The organism is Saccharopolyspora elongata (assembly GCF_004348985.1).
Taxonomy (GTDB): Bacteria; Actinomycetota; Actinomycetes; order Mycobacteriales; family Pseudonocardiaceae; genus Saccharopolyspora; species Saccharopolyspora elongata.
This window is the reverse complement of record NZ_SMKW01000069.1, coordinates 1-17,356: the sequence shown is the minus strand read 5'-3', so window position 1 is coordinate 17,356 and position 17,356 is coordinate 1. Positions and strand designations below refer to the sequence as shown.

19 protein-coding genes are annotated in these 17,356 nt (G+C 68.7%); 15 read left to right on the top strand and 4 right to left on the bottom strand.

The annotated features are described in order from the left end of the window. Positions 1-97: 97 nt before the first annotated feature. From secY to map, 3 genes are all read left to right on the top strand, one after another. Complete coding sequence (gene secY, locus E1288_RS35230) at positions 98-1,411, top strand: preprotein translocase subunit SecY (RefSeq protein WP_132493027.1); 1,314 nt, start codon at positions 98-100, stop codon at positions 1,409-1,411. Between the two features lie 173 nt (positions 1,412-1,584). After that, entirely contained in the window at positions 1,585-2,139 is a 555-nt protein-coding gene (locus tag E1288_RS35225) for an adenylate kinase (RefSeq protein ID WP_165968422.1), read from the top strand. 67 nt (positions 2,140-2,206) lie between these two features. After that, a complete protein-coding gene (gene map, locus E1288_RS35220) occupies positions 2,207-2,998 on the top strand; it encodes a type I methionyl aminopeptidase (protein WP_132493048.1) in 792 nt (263 codons plus the stop codon). A gap of 435 nt (positions 2,999-3,433) precedes the next feature. On the opposite strand, the gene E1288_RS35215 is transcribed toward map, so the two are convergent. Together E1288_RS35215 and E1288_RS35210 are read right to left on the bottom strand one after the other, a co-directional pair. Next, complete coding sequence (locus E1288_RS35215; RefSeq protein WP_132493026.1) at positions 3,434-4,036, bottom strand: class I SAM-dependent methyltransferase; 603 nt, start codon at positions 4,034-4,036, stop codon at positions 3,434-3,436. Positions 4,037-4,252: 216 nt separating this feature from the next. Next, positions 4,253-4,894, bottom strand: a complete 642-nt coding sequence (locus tag E1288_RS35210; protein ID WP_235884040.1) for a class I SAM-dependent methyltransferase — start codon at positions 4,892-4,894, stop codon at positions 4,253-4,255. Positions 4,895-5,273: 379 nt separating this feature from the next. Here E1288_RS35210 and infA point away from each other — a divergent pair, with 379 nt between their 5' ends. The 9 genes from infA to E1288_RS35165 all read left to right on the top strand — a co-directional run bounded on the left by infA (position 5,274) and on the right by E1288_RS35165 (position 11,051). Beyond that, on the top strand, positions 5,274-5,495 hold the full coding sequence (gene infA, locus E1288_RS35205; RefSeq protein ID WP_009948665.1) for a translation initiation factor IF-1: 222 nt from the start codon (positions 5,274-5,276) through the stop codon (positions 5,493-5,495). 52 nt (positions 5,496-5,547) lie between these two features. Then, positions 5,548-5,661, top strand: coding sequence for a 50S ribosomal protein L36 (gene rpmJ / locus E1288_RS35200; protein WP_010315372.1), 114 nt, complete (start codon positions 5,548-5,550; stop codon positions 5,659-5,661). 153 nt (positions 5,662-5,814) lie between these two features. Next, positions 5,815-6,195: a 30S ribosomal protein S13 gene (rpsM, locus tag E1288_RS35195; RefSeq protein WP_132493024.1), complete on the top strand. Its 381-nt coding sequence runs from the start codon at positions 5,815-5,817 to the stop codon at positions 6,193-6,195. Between the two features lie 24 nt (positions 6,196-6,219). Beyond that, complete coding sequence (rpsK, locus tag E1288_RS35190) at positions 6,220-6,624, top strand: 30S ribosomal protein S11 (RefSeq protein WP_132493023.1); 405 nt, start codon at positions 6,220-6,222, stop codon at positions 6,622-6,624. A 23-nt stretch (positions 6,625-6,647) separates the two neighbouring features. Then, complete coding sequence (gene rpsD, locus E1288_RS35185) at positions 6,648-7,253, top strand: 30S ribosomal protein S4 (RefSeq protein ID WP_132493022.1); 606 nt, start codon at positions 6,648-6,650, stop codon at positions 7,251-7,253. A gap of 151 nt (positions 7,254-7,404) precedes the next feature. After that, a complete protein-coding gene (locus tag E1288_RS35180) occupies positions 7,405-8,484 on the top strand; it encodes a DNA-directed RNA polymerase subunit alpha (RefSeq protein WP_132493021.1) in 1,080 nt (359 codons plus the stop codon). A gap of 49 nt (positions 8,485-8,533) precedes the next feature. Continuing rightward, positions 8,534-9,064, top strand: a complete 531-nt coding sequence (gene rplQ / locus E1288_RS35175) for a 50S ribosomal protein L17 (protein WP_132493020.1) — start codon at positions 8,534-8,536, stop codon at positions 9,062-9,064. Positions 9,065-9,084: 20 nt separating this feature from the next. Then, on the top strand, positions 9,085-9,966 hold the full coding sequence (gene truA / locus E1288_RS35170; protein ID WP_132493019.1) for a tRNA pseudouridine(38-40) synthase TruA: 882 nt from the start codon (positions 9,085-9,087) through the stop codon (positions 9,964-9,966). A 206-nt stretch (positions 9,967-10,172) separates the two neighbouring features. Then, positions 10,173-11,051: a DUF559 domain-containing protein gene (locus tag E1288_RS35165; protein ID WP_132493018.1), complete on the top strand. Its 879-nt coding sequence runs from the start codon at positions 10,173-10,175 to the stop codon at positions 11,049-11,051. Between the two features lie 188 nt (positions 11,052-11,239). Here E1288_RS35165 and E1288_RS35160 read toward each other — a convergent pair whose 3' ends face one another. Both E1288_RS35160 and eccE read right to left on the bottom strand, forming a co-directional pair. After that, complete coding sequence (locus E1288_RS35160; protein ID WP_132493017.1) at positions 11,240-11,971, bottom strand: hypothetical protein; 732 nt, start codon at positions 11,969-11,971, stop codon at positions 11,240-11,242. Next, positions 11,968-13,290 (bottom strand): type VII secretion protein EccE, encoded by a 1,323-nt coding sequence (gene eccE, locus E1288_RS35155; protein ID WP_235884039.1) that lies wholly within the window; start codon positions 13,288-13,290, stop codon positions 11,968-11,970. The genes E1288_RS35160 and eccE overlap by 4 nt, the downstream gene beginning before the upstream one ends. A gap of 175 nt (positions 13,291-13,465) precedes the next feature. On the opposite strand from eccE, the gene eccB reads away from it, so the two are divergent. From eccB to E1288_RS35140, 3 genes are all read left to right on the top strand, one after another. Continuing rightward, entirely contained in the window at positions 13,466-15,058 is a 1,593-nt protein-coding gene (gene eccB, locus E1288_RS35150; protein ID WP_132493016.1) for a type VII secretion protein EccB, read from the top strand. Positions 15,059-15,308: 250 nt separating this feature from the next. Beyond that, on the top strand, positions 15,309-15,620 hold the full coding sequence (locus tag E1288_RS35145; protein WP_132493015.1) for a hypothetical protein: 312 nt from the start codon (positions 15,309-15,311) through the stop codon (positions 15,618-15,620). 2 nt (positions 15,621-15,622) lie between these two features. Then, positions 15,623-17,077, top strand: coding sequence for a WXG100 family type VII secretion target (locus E1288_RS35140; protein WP_132493014.1), 1,455 nt, complete (start codon positions 15,623-15,625; stop codon positions 17,075-17,077). Positions 17,078-17,356 lie beyond the last annotated feature (279 nt).

Genomic DNA, 17,356 nt, shown 5'->3' with positions numbered 1-17,356 from the left:
CTAGAGTCGCCCCGGCAGTGCCGTAAACATCGGGTGCTGCGGAAATTGCCGCATCTTTCCCGGCCGGTTCCGACCGGCTCGCGTACAGGAGGTTCGCGTGCTCGGCGCCTTCCGCTCGGCTCTGGCGACGCCGGACCTGCGCCGCAAGATCCTGTTCACCCTGGGCATGGTCGTGCTCTACCGGCTCGGTGCCACGATCCCCGCCCCCGGGGTGTCGTACCCGAACATCCAGCAGTGCATCGAGGAGATCCAGGGCAGCGGTTCGCAGAGCGTTTACTCGCTGCTCAACCTGTTCAGCGGCGGTGCGTTGCTGCAGCTGTCGGTGCTGTCGCTGGGCATCATGCCCTACATCACCGCGAGCATCATCATCCAGCTGCTGCAGGTGGTCATCCCGCGCTTCGAGCAGCTGAAGAAGGAAGGCCAGTCCGGCCAGTCGAAGCTGACCCAGTACACCCGGTACCTGACGATCGCACTGGCGATCTTGCAGGGCACCGGCATCGTGGCGCTCGCGGTCCGCGGCCAGCTGTTCCAGGGTTGCTCGACGTCGGTCATCCCGGACGACTCGGTGCTCAACCTGATCACCATCGTGGTCGTCATGACCGCCGGCGCCGCGGTGCTGATGTGGATGGGTGAGCTGATCACCGAGCGCGGCATCGGCAACGGCATGTCCCTGCTGATCTTCGTCTCGATCGCCTCGCGGATCCCGGCCGAGGGCGGCGCGATCCTGCAGTCGCACGGCGGCCTGGTGTTCGCCGTGGTCTGCGCCTTCGCCGTCGTGATCATCGCGACCGTGGTCTTCATCGAGCAGGCCCAGCGCCGGATCCCGGTGCAGTACGCCAAGCGCATGATCGGCCGCCGGATGTACGGCGGGACCTCCACGTACCTGCCGCTGAAGGTGAACCAGGCCGGTGTCATCCCGGTCATCTTCGGTTCCTCGCTGCTGTACCTGCCGCAGCTGCTCGGTCAGCTCGCCGGCAACCAGGACACCTGGTGGGCGCGGTTCATCCAGACCTACATCGTGTCGCCGTCCAGCTGGGTGCACATCCTGCTGTACATGTCGCTGATCATCTTCTTCGCGTACTTCTACGTGTCGATCACGTTCAACCCGGAAGAGCGCGCGGACGACATGAAGAAGTTCGGCGGCTTCATCCCGGGCATCCGGCCCGGTCGGCCGACCGCCGAGTACCTGAGCTTCGTGCTGTCCCGGATCACGCTGCCCGGCTCGCTGTACCTGGGCATCATCGCGATCCTGCCGAACTTCTTCCTCGGCATCACCGGTGGCCAGGGCGGGAACCAGAACTTCCCGTTCGGCGGCACCGCGGTGCTGATCATGGTCAACGTCGGTCTGGACACCGTGAAGCAAATCGAGAGCCAGCTCACGCAGCGCAAGTACGAGGGTTTCCTCCGGTAGGCTGGACGGTCCGGGCGCGCGTCGACGCATGCCCGGATACCCCCGTTGCGGGTGGGGCGACCTGGTGCGTCGCCCCATGCGTAGGGTGTGAGCGCGGCTGCCCCGATGCAGGTGGGCGCCCGCGGAGCTCGTCAGCAGTTGGCGCGCGATCGGATTGATTCGGAGGCAGACCCTTGGTGCGATTGGTTCTCGTCGGCCCGCCCGGTGCGGGCAAGGGCACCCAGGCGGCCGTGCTCAGCGAGCAGCTGGACGTCCCGCACATCTCCACCGGAGATCTGTTCCGCGCGAACATCGGCAACGCCACTCCGCTCGGCCAGAAGGCCAAGAGCTACCTGGACACTGGCGACCTGGTCCCGGACGAGGTCACCAACGAGATGGTGCGCGACCGCCTTTCCGACGAGGACGCGGCCAAGGGCTTCCTGCTCGACGGCTACCCTCGCACCACCACGCAGGCCGAGGTGCTGGCCGAGATGCTGCGCGAGCGCGGCACGGAGCTGACCGCGGTGCTGCAGTTCGAGGTGCCGGAGGAAGAGCTCGTCACGCGCATGCTCGCTCGCGGGCGCGCTGACGACACCGAGGACATCATCCGGCGCCGGCTGGCGGTCTACCGGTCGGAGACCGAGCCGCTGCTGGAGTTCTACAGCGACCGGATCGTCAAGATCGACGCCGTCGGCTCGATCGAGGAGATCACGTCCCGCGCGCTGGAAGCGCTGCGCAACCGCGCTTGAGCCGGTCGGCCGGCCGCAGCGGCCGGCCTGAACCGCAATCCTAGAAAGAATCCTGAAGGTGAGTGCCTTGTTGCGTCGGGGTAAGGGCATCGAGCTCAAGTCGCGGGGCGAGATCGAGGCGATGCGCGCCGCCGGCCTGATCGTCGCCCGCGCGCTGGCCGCGGTGACCGAGCACGCGAAGCCCGGTGCGACCACCGGTGAGCTGGACGCCGTCGCGGAGCAGGTGATCCGGGACGCCGGCGCGGTGCCGTCGTTCAAGGGCTACCACGGGTTCCCGGCGTCGATCTGCGCATCGCTGAACGAGAAGGTGGTGCACGGCATCCCGTCCCGCAGCGAGGCCCTCGCCGAGGGCGACCTGCTGTCGGTGGACTGCGGCGCGATCCTGGACGGCTGGCACGGCGACTCCGCGGTGACGCTGGCGATCGGCGAGGTCAGCGCGCAGGACCGAGCCCTGTCTGCGGCCACCGAGGCCAGCATGTGGGCCGGGATCGAGCAGGTCCGGGCCGGGAACCGGCTCACCGACATCTCCCACGCGGTGGAGACCGCGGCCCGCGCGGCCGCGAAGGCCGACGGCCTGGAGTACGGGATCATCGCGGAGTACGGCGGGCACGGCATCGGCACCCAGATGCACATGGAGCCGTTCCTGCCGAACCTCGGCAAGCCCGGGCGCGGCCCGAAGCTGCGGGTCGGCATGGCGATCGCGGTGGAGCCGATGCTCACGCTGGGCTCGGCGGAGACCGAGGAGCTCGACGACGCCTGGACGGTCGTGACCGACGACGGCTCCCGCGCGGCGCACTGGGAGCACACGGTGGCGATCACCGAAGACGGCCCCTGGGTCCTCACCGCCGCCGAGGACTGATCGGGACCCGACGCAGGTTCCGTTGGGGTTTCCAACCTCGTTTTGCGTGGCGGTGCGGGTGGCGGAACCTCAGAGGCTCCCTGGTCTGTGGGTGCCCTGACTTATGTATGTCCAATACACGGCGTCAGGGCCGTCCCGCCCAGGAGTGCCCCAGGGGCACGGGCACAGTGAACCCGCGGCGGTGCAGGTGTCGTAGGTGGGTTATGCGCCTGCGGCGCATGCGGCACCCCATCGACGTGCAGCTTTGCTACTCGCGACTGCGGGGCCGGACCAGGATGAAAAACGCTCATTGAAATCGGACCTTCGATTTCAATGGAACTTGCGTTCCTGCGGCGTGTCGGGTCACGACACGCCGAGGGTTGTGGACCACTTGTTCGATTTCGGCGGAAATCGAATGTCTGGTCTCGATGGAAGTCGCGCCGGGTCGGGTCGCCGTCACTTCGGCCGGCGGCAGGCGTAGATGCGGGCCGGGGGCACGTTCCGCCAGATCGCGGTGCGCGGCAGCACCTCGTCGAAGGTGTCCTCCAGCGCCGACACGAACTCGCGGGTGGACGGTCGCCACAGCGTCGTCAAGTAGGTGACCGTGGTGAACACCCCGCCCGGCGTCAGCACCGAGACCGCCTGCTCCAGCAGTTCGCGCTGCTTGTCCGGCGGCAGCAGGGTCCACGGGATGCTGCTGATGACCGCGTCGACCCGGTCGACCCCGGCGGCGTCCAGCAGTTCGCGCAGGTCCGTCACGTCCCCCGCGATGACTTCCAGCCAGGGCTTGGTGCGGTGCAGGTAGCGGACCATCTCCGGGTCGATCTCGACCGCGAGGTGCCGCGCGCCCTCGGACAGCCGGCGCTGGATGGGGCTGCTGAGCGCGCCGGTGCCCGGGCCGAGCTCCAGCACCGTGGGCGTGCCGAAGCTGGGCACCACAGTGGCCACCGCGGCTGCGACGTGCCGGGAGGTCGGCAGCACGGCGCCGAACGTCGACGGCCGGCGGACCGCGCGGCTCAGGAACGTCCAGTACTCGCGCAGCTTCTTTCGCTTGCTCACGGCTGCTCCTGCCCGTTCGCCGGACGCGGCGGTGGTAGCTGGTGCTTCCATCGCAGCGTCCCGCTGCGGTCCGCGGGTCGCAGCGCGTGGCAGGGCGTTTTCACGAAGTCGCGTTGCGGGGGTGCTCTCGCTCATGCGCAAAGCCTGCGCCCCCGTCGTGCCCGGCGGCCTCCGGGGTTGCCCCGGACGAGACCCGAGCCACCCCCGGTCGGGGTCTCAGCGCAGGGGCCGGCGACAGATGTAGTGCAGGATCGGCGGGATATTGCGCCAGGTGGTGTGGGTGATGATCTCGTCGAACGTCTGCGTCAGGCGGGCGCGGAAGCGGCGGCCGCCCGGTGTGTGGTCGGCGGGCAGGTAGGTCAGCGCCGTGAACGCACCCTGCGGGGCGAGCGCCTCGGCGGCCTGGCGCAGGATGTGGTTCTGCGCGTCGCTCGGCAGCAGCGACCACGGGATGCTGCTGATGACGGCGTCGACGCGGTCGATGTTGTGCTTGTCCAGCAGCGCGAGCAGGTCGCTCGCGTCGCCGTGCACGATCTCCATCCACGGCTTGTGGGCCCGCAGGTGCTCGACCATGCCTTCGCCGAGCTCGATGCCGACGTGCCGGGAGCCAGTGGGCAGCCGGCGGTGGATGCCGTCGCTCAACGAGCCGGTCCCGGGACCGAGCTCGACAACGACCGGGGTGCCGGTGGTCGGCACCACCTGGGCCACCGTGGCGGCGACGGCGGCGGACGTCGGAGTCGCCGCCCCCACCATCCTGGGGTTGCGCACCGCGGTCTGGAAGAAGGTCCGGTACTCGTCCAGCTTGCTGGTCGCGTTCTGCCCGACCTTGCCGATCTGCTGGTCCTGCTGGGGTGTCACGCTTCTCCTCGGTTGTCCCACGGCGTCGGCCTCGACCCCGGTGTCGAGCGTGATCGAACGTAGTGAGGCTCGGAGCACCCACGCAACCCGCCGCATTGGTGCGGTGGTGCAGCGTGACATCAATGTTGCGCGGAGTAACCGGGGCGGCGTTGAGCTGCCCCGATGTGGAGTGCCCGATCGGCGGGGCGTACAGTGGAACATCGGCGCACTCGTAGCGCCGGTTCGTTGTGCCTGGGTATCCGCTTCCGAACATCCGGATCGGGTCGTCATCGGTGTTTCGGGCCGGGCTGCGGTGTGCCCGTCGTGGGTGCCGGGGCCTCCGGTGCACGCGGCGGGACTTAGGTCCGCAAAACCGTCACCGTCACGAAACGCGGAGGACATGGGCAAGAAAGACGGGGCCATTGAGGTCGAGGGTCGGGTGATCGAACCGCTTCCCAACGCGATGTTCCGTGTCGAGTTGGAGAACGGCCACAAGGTCCTCGCACACATCAGTGGCAAGATGCGTCAGCACTACATCCGCATCCTGCCCGAGGACCGGGTCGTGGTGGAGCTCTCGCCGTACGACCTTTCCCGTGGGCGCATCGTCTACCGCTACAAGTGACCTCCACGGTGTCCGGGTGACCGGACACGCGTCCGAGCAGGAGAGCACGACCGTGAAGGTCCAGCCGAGTGTGAAGCGAATCTGCGACAAGTGCCAGGTCATCCGCCGTCACGGGCGGGTGCTGGTGATCTGCGACAACGCCCGTCACAAGCAGCGTCAGGGCTGAGCGCAGCACAGCGTCGCAAGGATCGAGAAGGAACTCCCTTGACCTGTCGGCCCTAACGTGGGGCCGACTGACCCCCGGACCAGGCCGGGGCTCCGCACCAGTTGCGGGGGCGGCGAGGGAGCAGACCTGGAAAAACGAAGGAGAACCGGCCAGATGGCACGGGTCGTCGGCGTTGATCTGCCGCGCGAAAAGCGCATGGCGATCGCGCTTACCTACATCTACGGGATCGGCAAGACCCGGTCGAAGGAGATCCTCTCCGCGACCGGAATCTCGCCCGACGCCCGGCCGCGCGACCTCGATGACGAGCAGCTGACCAAGCTGCGCGACTACATCGAGAGCAGCTACCGGGTCGAGGGTGACCTCCGCCGCGAGGTCCAGGCCGACATCCGCCGGAAGATCGAGATCGGCTGCTACGCGGGGCTTCGGCACCGCCGGCACCTGCCGGTTCACGGGCAGCGGACGAAGACCAACGCCCGTACCCGCAAGGGGCCGAAGAAGACGGTCGCCGGCAAGAAGAAGGCCGGGAAGAAGTAAGCCTCGCTAGGAGTCAGCTAAGCCATGCCACCCAAGTCTCGCGCTGGCGCCGTCAAGAAGGTGCGGCGCAAGGAAAAGAAGAACGTCGCTCACGGCCAGGCGCACATCAAGAGCACGTTCAACAACACCATCGTTTCGATCACCGACCCCACCGGTGCGGTGATCGCCTGGGCCTCCGCCGGCCACGTCGGGTTCAAGGGCTCTCGTAAGTCCACCCCGTTCGCCGCGCAGATGGCCGCCGAGAACGCGGCCCGCAAGGCCGCCGAGCACGGCATGAAGAAGGTCGACGTCTTCGTCAAGGGTCCGGGTTCGGGCCGCGAGACGGCGATCCGCTCGCTGCAGGCCGCCGGTCTCGAGGTCGGCACCATCCAGGACGTGACCCCGCAGCCGCACAACGGCTGCCGGCCGCCGAAGCGGCGTCGGGTCTGAGGCGCGGGAAGGAGTAGACAAAGATGGCACGTTATACCGGTCCCGCGACCCGCAAGTCCCGCCGTCTCAAGGTTGACCTCGTCGGTGGTGACCAGGCGTTCGAGCGTCGTCCGTACCCCCCGGGTCAGCACGGCCGCGCGCGCATCAAGGAAACCGAGTACCTGCTGCAGCTCCAGGAGAAGCAGAAGGCGAAGTTCACCTACGGTGTGCTGGAGCGTCAGTTCCGCTCGTACTACGAGAACGCCAACCGGCGCCCCGGCAAGACGGGTGACAACCTGCTGCAGCTGCTGGAGTCCCGGCTCGACAACGTCGTGTACCGGGCCGGCCTGGCCCGCACCCGCCGCATGGCGCGTCAGCTGGTCAGCCACGGCCACTTCACGGTCAACGGCAAGAAGGTGAACGTCCCCAGCTTCCAGGTTTCGAAGTGGGACATCGTCGACGTCAAGCCGAAGTCTCTGGGCACCACGCCGTTCATCATCGCCAAGGAGACCCTGGGCGAGCGTCCGGTTCCGGCCTGGCTGCAGGTCGTGCCCTCGAACCTGCGGATCCTGGTGCACCAGCGCCCGGAGCGCGCGCAGATCGACACTCCGGTCACCGAGCAGCTCATCGTCGAGCTCTACTCGAAGTGACGCGTCCCGCCGGCGGCTCCCTTCGGGGTACGGCCGCCGGCGGCTCGCAGCCAGCGGTGGCGGTGCAGGAATCCGCCACCGGCCCGCGCTTCGCGGGCAACGCCATTCCATCGGCGTCAAATAGCGGGCGTCGTGAGGAAAGGAAAACGAAGTGCTCATCTCCCAGCGACCCACACTGTCCGAAGAGGCGGTGTCGGAGACGCGCTCCCGGTTCGTCATCGAGCCGCTGGAGCCGGGCTTCGGCTACACCCTCGGCAACTCGCTGCGTCGTACCTTGCTCTCCTCGATCCCGGGGGCGGCGGTCACCAGCCTGCGCATCGACGGTGTGCTGCACGAGTTCACCACGATTCCGGGTGTGAAGGAAGACGTCACCGACGTCATCCTGAACATCAAGGAGCTGGTCGTCAGCTCCGAGGAAGACGAGCCGGTGACGATGTACCTGCGCAAGCAGGGTCCGGGTGAGGTCACCGCGGCCGACATCGTGCCGCCGGCGGGCGTCACGGTGCACAACCCCGACCTGCACATCGCCACCCTCAACGCGAAGGGCAAGCTGGAGATCGAGCTCGTCGTCGAGCGTGGTCGTGGCTATGTCCCCGCGATGCAGAACAAGCAGACCGGCGCCGAGATCGGCCGCATTCCGGTGGACTCGATCTACTCGCCGGTGCTGAAGGTGACCTACAAGGTCGAGGCGACCCGTGTCGAGCAGCGCACGGACTTCGACAAGCTGATCCTCGACGTGGAGAGCAAGCCGTCGATCACCCCGCGCGACGCGGTGGCTTCGGCGGGACGCACCCTCGTCGAGCTGTTCGGGCTCGCCCGCGAGCTCAACATCGACGCCGAAGGCATCGAGATCGGCCCGTCGCCGGCGGAAGCTGACACCATCGCGGCCTACGCGATGCCGATCGAGGACCTCGACCTGACGGTGCGCTCCTACAACTGCCTCAAGCGGGAGGGCATCCACACCGTCGGCGAGCTGGTCTCGCGCAGCGAGGCCGACCTGCTGGACATCCGCAACTTCGGTGCGAAGTCCATCGACGAGGTCAAGATGAAGCTGGCCGGCCTTGGGCTCGCGCTCAAGGACAGCCCGCCCGGATTCGACCCGTCGGCCGCGGCGGCCGAGTACCCGTCCGAAGGCTGGTCCTCCGAGGAGACCACCGTCGGCGCGGTCGGGCCCGTCGAGGACAACGGCTACGACGACGGTCAGGACTACGCGGAGACAGAGCAGCTGTAGCTGTGTTGCGCGTCCGGGGTACACCGGCGCGCCCTGAGAGGAGCAACCGATGCCCACCCCGACCAAGGGTCCGCGTCTCGGCGGGTCGCCGGCGCACGAGCGGCTCATCATGGCCAACCTGGCCACCTCGCTGTTCGAGCACGGTCGGATCACCACCACCGAGGCCAAGGCGAAGCGGCTGCGGCCGATCGCCGAGCGGCTGATCACCAAAGCCAAGAAGGGCGACCTGCACAACCGTCGCGAGGTCATGAAGACCATCCGCGACAAGGACGTCGTGCACAAGCTCTTCGCGGAGATCGGCCCGCACTTCGCGGAACGCAACGGCGGTTACACCCGCATCATCAAGACGATGCCGCGCAAGGGTGACAACGCGAAGATGGCCGTCATCGCGCTGGTGACCGAGCAGCTCGTCACCACCGAGGCGGAGGCCGCTCGCGGTACGAAGTTCGCCAAGGACGAGGAGGCCCCCAAGGCCGAGGCGACCGAGGCTCAGGCGGAGACCACCGAGGCCGCTGAGGCCCCGGAGGCGACCGAGGCCAAGGCCGAGGACACCGCTGCCGAGAAGAAGGACGAGTCCTGATTCAGGCACGTAGTACTGCTGTGGACGAGCCCGTCGCTCCCGCTGGGGAGGGCGGGCTCGTTCGCGTGCGCCTCGATTTGTCCTACGACGGAACGGATTTCTGCGGCTGGGCGACTCAGCCGGGCCAGCGCACCGTGCAGGGCCTGGTGGAGGATGCGCTGGCGAAGCAGCCGCCTGGGCGCTCGGTGCCGCGGCACGTGGTGGTCGCGGGGCGGACGGACTCCGGGGTGCATGCTTCGGGCCAGGTCGTGCACTTCGACGTAGTGCCCCACGACCCGGCCGGTGGCGGGCGGATTTCCGTTGACGAGCAAGGGATTCCGGACCTGGGGCGGATGGTCCACCGGTGGAACCGGATCCTGCCGGCGGACGTGCGGGTGCTGGGGGCCCGAGTGGTGCCTGCGGCGTTCGACGCGCGATTCTCGGCTCTGCGGCGGCATTACAGGTACCAGGTGTCGGATGCGCCGTGGGGCGTGGACCCGCTGCGGCGCCGGGACACGCTCGCCTGGAACCGGCCGCTGGAAGTGGCGGCGCTCAACGCAGCGGCCCAGGAGCTGTTGGGGCTCAACGACTTCGCGGCGTACTGCAAGCCGCGGGACGGCGCGACGACGGTGCGCGAGCTCCAGCGCTTCGAGTGGGAGCGGGTGGCGGAGCACCTGATCGTCGCGCACGTGAGCGCGGACGCGTTCTGCCATTCGATGGTCCGGAGCCTGGTGGGCACGCTCCTGATGGTCGGCGACGGCCGCAGGGCCGAGCCGTGGCCGGCGGAGCTCCTGGAATCCACCACCCGGACAACGGCGGTGGCGCCGGCCCACGGCCTGACGCTGACGGCGATCGACTACCCGTCGGACGAAGAACTCGAAACCAGGGCCACCCAGACCCGGGCGATGCGAACCCTTCCCTGACCGGTTCTGGAGCCGCGGTGCGCCCAATTTTGCCTAAAATTGGAGGTCCCTCGAGGCCTCGCGGCGTCCGCTGGTGTTCCGATTTTGCCTAAAATTGGACAGGCTCACCCATTCGGGGCTGGTCGTCTATCCACAGAGGACTCGGCAGTCCACAGATCCGCTCGACCTCATTGTGCGGATGGTGATCGCTCAGCAACCTTGGGTGCATGACTGTCAACGCACTTGCCCTTGGTCAACGCCCCGGGTTGTTCACCCGCGTCGAAGCTCTCCAGGCCGGCCTGACCGACGACGACCTGAAGAGCTCCGAGTACCGTCGCGTGATCCACGGTGTCTACAGGACTGAGAAAACGCCCCTAACGCACGAGCTCCGATGTCGCGCCGTGGCGATGAAGCTTCCGCCAGGAGCGGTTATAACCGGGAAGTCGGCAGCGACGCTGCACGGCGTCGCCCTGGCCCGGCCGCAGGATCCGGTCGAGGTCCTCGTCAAGGGATGCAAGAGGCTGCACGGAATCCGATGTTGGGCCGTGCGGCACTACGAGTTCGAGAGCGCTCCGTGGTCTGGGGTTCGCCTTGCGGTCTTGGAGCGGGCCGCGCTCGACATCCTCATGCGGAACTCGCTGCACCAGGCGGTTGGGCTTTGCGACATGTTGTTGCACGCCAGAGTGATCGATAAGGAGACGATCGGGAAGTACATGGAGGGGCGGCACGACTACGGAATCCGGCGGGCTCGAAGGGCCTTCGAGTTCCTCGACCACCGGGCGGAGTCGCTGCCCGAGTCGGTTCTCCGCGTCATGTTCGTGATGGCTGGGCTCAAGCCGGTGCCGCAGTTGGAGATTCCCGGGGAAAACGGCACGATGCTGCGGGCCGATCTAGGCTTCGATGACGCACGGGTGCTGGTCGAGTACGACGGTGCTTGGCACGCGGAGCCCGAGCAGTTCCGGCGCGATCAGCGGCGGCTTCGATGGTTGCGAGCCAGCGGCTGGCACGTCATCGTCGTGACCGCTGAGGATTTGGCGAAGGCACCGCAGCGAATCGTGGACGAGGTCCAGGCTGTGGTGCAGAGGCGGACACCCAATTTTGCCTAAAATTGGAGTCTTCCGAAAGCTCGGCGGCCTGCGCGTCGACGGTCGCCGCCTGGAAGTTCCCGGTTCGGATCGCTGTTCGCGCAGCGTTCGGAGTGAACAGCGGCTATTACCACTCGTTGTGCGCAGTGCCGGAAATGAAGAAGCCCCGACCGGTTCGGTCGGGGCTTCTCCGTTGCTTGCCGGAGAGGTCAGTCGCCTCGGCGGATCGGGCCCAGGATTTCCTGTTCCATCGCCTTCGTCACCAGACGGATCATCGTCCACGTCATGTTTCCGAGGGCGATCGCCTGGTCGTCCTTGAGCTGGGTGAGCTGTTGGACCTGGTGGCCGTGCAGGCTCCAGATGCGCTGGGCGAGCTGCGCCTGGTTCAGCGGAAGGCGCTGCAGGAGCACCAGGTCCGCCGTGTTCGCCGCCGTGCCGCTGCTGACCTGCGGGTGCAGGTAGGGCAGCACGTACATGGTCGTCTGCCACGGGGCACGCGGCGGGAACAGTTCCTGCGGCACTGCACCGCCGTCGTGGATCACCAGCAGCGGGGTGTCCTCAGTGGACCGGGGCAGGTCGAACGGCGCCAGCCGCCGGATCTGCACCAGCGGCACCGGCTTCCCGTCCGGGGTCTGGCCGGCCGCCCGCTCCAGCATCTTCCACGCCGCCGGCCGCCCGGTGGCGACGATCACCCACGCGCCAGTGGCCATCGCGCGCAGCGCCAGCTGCCGGGCGAGGTACAGGCCGCCGACGGTGACCATGCGGGTCGGGTGCGGCCGCAGCATCGACGCGGCCTGCGCGTTGCCCTGCGGGTCCGAGCCGATGATCACGCCGCCGCGGTCGGCGGACGGGCTGATCGCGTCCAGAGTTTCCGGGGTGACCAGGAATTCCGGTGCCGCGCCGCGGCTGCCCGGCACGTCGATGGTTCTGCTTCGGCTCATGCCGCACCTCCGAGCGGCAGCGTCGCCGCGTAGCCGGCCAGTTGCGAGCCGCGCAGCGGGGTCAGGGTCAGGCCGATGCGGCCGCTGATCGCTTTCAGCCGCTCGTCGGCGGTGTCGAGTTCGGCGGGGGTTCGGGCGCTGACCCGGACCAGGCCGCGCAGCCCGACCTCGTCCGTCTCGCCGACCGGCGAGATGGACAGCGCGATGCTGGTGGACAGCGCGCGGATCCCGGTGAGCACGTTGAGGCTGTCGTTCATCTGGTTCGGCCAGCTGGTGATGGCGTAGCTGGAGTGGCCGACGCCACCCGCGGTCACGCCGTCCCACCGCTCCTTGAGGCCCACGGGCCGCTGCGAACCGAGCACGTTGTGCAGTTCTGCCGAGGAAATCCCGGCCTGCAGGAGCTCGTCCGGGTCCAGCGGGCGGGTCGGAATGCCGCTGCGCTCCAGCGCGTTGCGCACTCGGGACAGCGCGCCGATGAGCGCCCGCTGCGCGCCGAGGATGCCGCCGCCGCGCTCACCGATCGCCTTGGCGCAGCGCTGCGGGTCCAGCCGCACCGCGATCCAGGTGGTGCGCCGCGCCGCCGCGGGCAGCCGGCCCTGGACCTCTAGGTAGGAGTTCAGCGCCGGGGAATTCGACGGCAGCGCCGCGCTTCCCGGGTAGCAGTGCCAGATGACCTGGATCGCGTCGAGCACCACGCCGCGGTCCTCCAGGCACGGCGTCAGCACGCCCAGCGGCAGGTTCGGCGTGTCCTCGATGGGGTTCAGCAGCGACGGCGACGGCTCGGCCATCAGTACGGCGGTCCACTTGCCCTTGTGCCAGGACATCCCGACCGGGTTGCGGTCGTGGTCCTGGGCGCGGGAGATCACCAGGTCCTCGACGACCAGGCGCAGCAGCGCGACCCGGTGGTTCTCGTCCGGGCCGATGATGCCGTCGCCGTCCTTGTCCTCAGCCGGTTCCATCGCGTCGACGCTGGCCGGCTGGGAAACGCGGGTGTGGTTGCGGCCGCGGTATTCGAGCACCAGCCCGAACCACTGCGTGAACCAACGGCCGCGCCGCCGCAGCAGCGCGATGATGATCGACAGCAGCGCGATCCCGGCACCGACCGGCAGCAGCACCTGCACCAGGTTCAGCTTCGCGCCGATGATCGCCAGGATGAGCCCGATGGCGAGGCCCACCTCGATGAGCACGATGTTGGCCGCCGGAATGCCGCCGAGCGTCACGCCGTTGATCCGCCGACGGCGCGCGCGAATTCGAGCGCGGGGCGGATTGGCGGGCCCGGGAGCAGTCGGCTGGGCCGGATGTTGTGTGGTCACGGACATCCGTTCGGTCTCTCCCCCTCGCAGGTTTGGTGCGGCGCACGGCGCGCTGGGACGCGTTCTGGAGTCAGCCGCCTGACGAGAATACTGACGGACTCGGTCGAACCGCACCCATTCGGTATCTCTCTGCGACTATCCTGCGAAACCGTACCTCGGACGGGAGAGCTGTAGGCGAAGAATGGCATCAACACCCACAACGAAGTCACAGGTTCAGGCGTATCGGTTCGTGCTGCGCCGCATGGAGTCGGCGCTGGTGCGCAAAGACGCGGTGATGCTCCACGATCCGATGGGCTCGCACAAGCGGGCCACGGTCGCCGGCGCGGTGCTCGCCGCGATCGGCATGATCGGTTTCCTGGTTTGGGGTCTTTTCGGCGGCAAGGGTTCGGTGCCGGAACCGGGGTCGATCATCATCGCGAAGGAAAGCGGCAGCGTTTTCGTCGTCACTTCCGACCAGCAGGCCCAGAAGCGGCTGATCCCGATGATGAACATGGCATCGGCGAAGCTGCTGGTCATGGCCCAGGGCGGCGGCCAGGGCGGCGGTCCGGTGCCGACCACGACGGTGAAGCAGGCCGCGCTGGCGGACTTCCCGCGCGGCGCGCTGACCGGCATGGTCAACGCCCCGACCTACCTGCCGGACGCGAAGAACGTCGCCGAGGCGTCCTGGGCGATCTGCGATGTCGGCCAGGTCCGGGACACCCTCAGCAGCGCCCGCGTCGAGGCGTCGGCGAAGGTGGAGACGACGGTCATCGGCGGTGACGGCAACCACGGCACGGAGATCGCGCCGAACCAGTCGCTGTACGTCAAGGACCAGACGTCCGGCAAGGAATACCTCGTCTACCGCGTGAAGGACCTGCCGGGCCGCGCGCACACCCACGCGGTCAAGTCGGAGATCGACCAGACGGAGACCGCCGTCATGGACATCTTCCGGCTGCGGGGCGCCACCCCGCGGACGATCAGCACGAACATGCTGAACGCGATCCCGGAGGTGCCCGCACTGCAGGTGCCCACCGTTCCCAACGAGGGCACGCAGCTGAGCTACATGTCCCGCTACCAGGTCGGTGACGTGGTCAAGCGCACCGTGCCCGGCCAGCCGGACCAGTTCTTCCTGCTGCTGCCGAGCGGGAAGCAGGAGATCAGCGAGGGCGCGGCGGCCGTGCTGCACGCGTCGAAGAACGACAGTCAGGACATCCCGAACGCGACCGGTGCGGTCACCGACGCCCAGCTGGCGGACACCTCCGAACAGCTCAACCTGTCGGGTTTCCCGATGGCGGTGCCGACCCCGGTCACCTTCCAGCAGTCCGACACGTCCTGCCTGAGCTGGAAGAACGTCAACGGTGACCAGAACATCACGGTGACCGTGCACAAGGGCTCACCGACGGCGAAGCCGCCGGTGAAGCTGGCCCAGTACGACGGTGCCCAGCAGAACGTGGACTACTTCTACATGCCGCCGGGCAAGGCGGCGGTGGTGCGCGGCGCGTCGAACGAGGCGGGCGCGGACAGCGGCCCGATCTTCCTGGTTTCCGACCAGGGCGTGCAGTTCGGCATCAAGGACGTCGCGACCGCGCAGGGACTCGGCGTGATCGGTGGCGCCGGGGACATCAAGGCCGGGCCGTCCTGGCTGATGCGGGTGCTGCCGAAGGGCGACTTCCTCGACCCGGCGAATGCGAGCCTGACCTACGACTCGGTCCCGGTGGGGCCGGGCGGGGTGAACCGCCCGCCGCAGAACCCGCAGCAACAGCAGCAAGCCGGAGGCGTCCAGCCAGGTAGCTGACGGTTCGAGGGTGGTCGTGCAGAACCACCCGCGAACCTGGAACCGAACAGGTCGGCTCGAACGTCCGAGGAACAAGCGATCCGCCCGCAGCCCACGGTGAGCTGCGGGCGGATCGTTTTAGGAGCGGTCTGGCGAACTCGTCCTGCGTGGCGGTGCCGGTAGCGGAACCCGCGGCGGTGCCGGTCGCGCAGTGGCTGAGCGGCTGCTTGAAAGACAAACGCTTGAGAGCGACCAACGTGGGAGGTGCCGGATGTCGGGGATCCGGATCGACGTCGAATGGCTGGCGACGTGCGCGCGCGAGGTGCGCGTCGCCGGCGAGGAGATCGCGGCAGCGCAGCCGGCCATGGCGGCCGCGGAACTGGCCCCGGAGGCCTTTGGCGCGCTCGGCCGCGAGGCGGGCGCTGCCGAGGCGTACCAACGGCTTTGCGAGCTGCTGCTGGACCAGAGCCGCAGAGCGGGGGAGACGCTGACCCGGGCCGGTGATGAGCTGGGCGAGGTCGTGGACTTCCACAGCGGTGGCGACGACGACAGCGCCGTCGAGTTCCGGAAGCAGGAGGCGTGATCATGGCCAAGAGCCCCGAGGTTGCCGAACACCTCGACTACCTGTCCCGCGTCGCCGACGAGCTGGACTTCGCGAACTCGATCCCCGCCGACCTCGCCGAACTGGTCGGCCGCCACGAGGAACTGCTCGAAGCCGCGCGGGTCTGGCGCAAGGGCGCGGAAAGCATCGAGCACGCCGCGGAAGGCGTGCAGGGCAAGCTCGGCGGGATCGATTCGGCCTGGCAGGGCAAGGACGCCGACGCGTTCCTCGGGCACATCCGCGAGGTCGGCGTGGCGGGCCACGACCTGGTCGACACGATGCGCGCGCTGGCGGATGTGCTTGATCACACGGTGGAAGCCCTGCAGTCGCAGTTCGAGGACCTGGGCGCGCTGGTCGCCGAGGCGGCGGACTCGGTGTCCGGCGCGCTGCTGGAGCCGGAAGACGGCCACAAGCGGGCGCGCAAGCACCTCGCGGAGCTGGCGCAGCCCGCGCAGGAACTGGCGGAGTCCATTTCGGACAGTTATCGCGCGTTCGCCCGGTTCTGCGACGACGTGGCCGCGGGCCGCTCGGCGGGGCCGGCGAAGCTCGAACACCGGATGCCCGCCGAGGCTTGGGACTTCAGCGACCCGGCCGCTCCGGCGCCCGCCGATCCCGCCGCGGCCGAACCGGCTGCTGCCGGTGGTGGCGGCGCGTCCGGTGGCGGCGAACCGGCCGGTGGTGCTGGTGGCGGCGGTTCTGCCGGTGGTGGCGGTGGCGCGGTGGGTGCTTCGGGCACCGCGGCTGCCGGAGGTGCCGAGCAGGAGCTCGCCCCGGGCGACACCACGCGGGCCGGGGAGCCTTCGGCGATTCCGCCCGCGGCCGCTGCCGCCGCCGGTGGCGCGGCCGTGGCGGGTGGCGCCGCGGCCGGTGGCATGTACGGCGGCATGATGCCGATGGGCATGATGGGCGGGATGGCCGGCGGCCAGGGCGGTGGCCAGGAGCGCAAGAACCAGTCCCGCCTGAAGAGCAAGCCGGAGGAGCTGTTCGGCACGCCGCCGGACGCGGCCCCGCCGGTCTTCGGCGAAACCCAGCGGGACAAGCCGGAACCGGCCAAGCCGACGACGCCGCAGTCGACGCCGAGGCTGGGTGTCCCGACGATCATCGAGCCGACGACGCCGCGCCCGTCGATCGCGGACGCCCTGCACCCCAAGCAGCCCGAAACCCCGAAACCGGCCACGGCCTCGGTCGGCGACGCCCCGCCTCCGAAGCCGAAGACCGGCACGGCGTCCGTGGGCGACGCGCCGCCACCGAAGCCCAAGACGGCATCGGTGGGCGACGCGCCACCGCCGAAGCCCAAGACCGGCACGGCATCGGTGGGTGACGTACCGCCACCGAAGCCCAAGACCGGCACGGCATCGGTTGACGATGCGCCGCCGCCGAAGCCGAGGACCGGCACGGCGTCCGTGGGTGACGCACCGCCACCGAAGCGTCGGGGCTAGACCCTCGCGCTTCGCGATCTGCCGCTCGCGGAGCGTTTGCGTGGCCCCGGGGTCGTGGGTGTTAGGCCGCGGCGGAGGCTGTTCGGGGTTGCCCAGAACGCCGTTTTCGCGCGAAAGCGGCGTTCGCACGCCTGCCGGATGACGGTTTCGCGCTTGGTCTCAAGGGGTGGGTGCAACATCTCCTGGAATGATCTTGGTGGAGGTGTTGTGGTGTCGGTGGTCGAGCGGCATGGCGATGAGGTGTGGCGGCTGTGGTTGGAGGGGTTCGGGCAGCGGGAG

Excerpts from the sequence above, each read along its gene's own strand:
- rpsD (WP_132493022.1), top strand. The coding sequence starts at position 6,648 with ATGGCACGTTATACCGGTCCCGCGACCCGCAAGTCCCGCCGTCTCAAG.
- E1288_RS35145 (WP_132493015.1), top strand. The coding sequence starts at position 15,309 with ATGTCGGGGATCCGGATCGACGTCGAATGGCTGGCGACGTGCGCGCGC.
- rpsM (WP_132493024.1), top strand. The coding sequence starts at position 5,815 with ATGGCACGGGTCGTCGGCGTTGATCTGCCGCGCGAAAAGCGCATGGCG.
- E1288_RS35140 (WP_132493014.1), top strand. The coding sequence starts at position 15,623 with ATGGCCAAGAGCCCCGAGGTTGCCGAACACCTCGACTACCTGTCCCGC.
- E1288_RS35160 (WP_132493017.1), bottom strand. The coding sequence starts at position 11,971 with ATGAGCCGAAGCAGAACCATCGACGTGCCGGGCAGCCGCGGCGCGGCA.
- E1288_RS35165 (WP_132493018.1), top strand. The coding sequence starts at position 10,173 with ATGACTGTCAACGCACTTGCCCTTGGTCAACGCCCCGGGTTGTTCACC.
- rplQ (WP_132493020.1), top strand. The coding sequence starts at position 8,534 with ATGCCCACCCCGACCAAGGGTCCGCGTCTCGGCGGGTCGCCGGCGCAC.
- eccE (WP_235884039.1), bottom strand. The coding sequence starts at position 13,290 with ATGTCCGTGACCACACAACATCCGGCCCAGCCGACTGCTCCCGGGCCC.
- infA (WP_009948665.1), top strand. The coding sequence starts at position 5,274 with ATGGGCAAGAAAGACGGGGCCATTGAGGTCGAGGGTCGGGTGATCGAA.
- eccB (WP_132493016.1), top strand. The coding sequence starts at position 13,466 with ATGGCATCAACACCCACAACGAAGTCACAGGTTCAGGCGTATCGGTTC.
- rpsK (WP_132493023.1), top strand. The coding sequence starts at position 6,220 with ATGCCACCCAAGTCTCGCGCTGGCGCCGTCAAGAAGGTGCGGCGCAAG.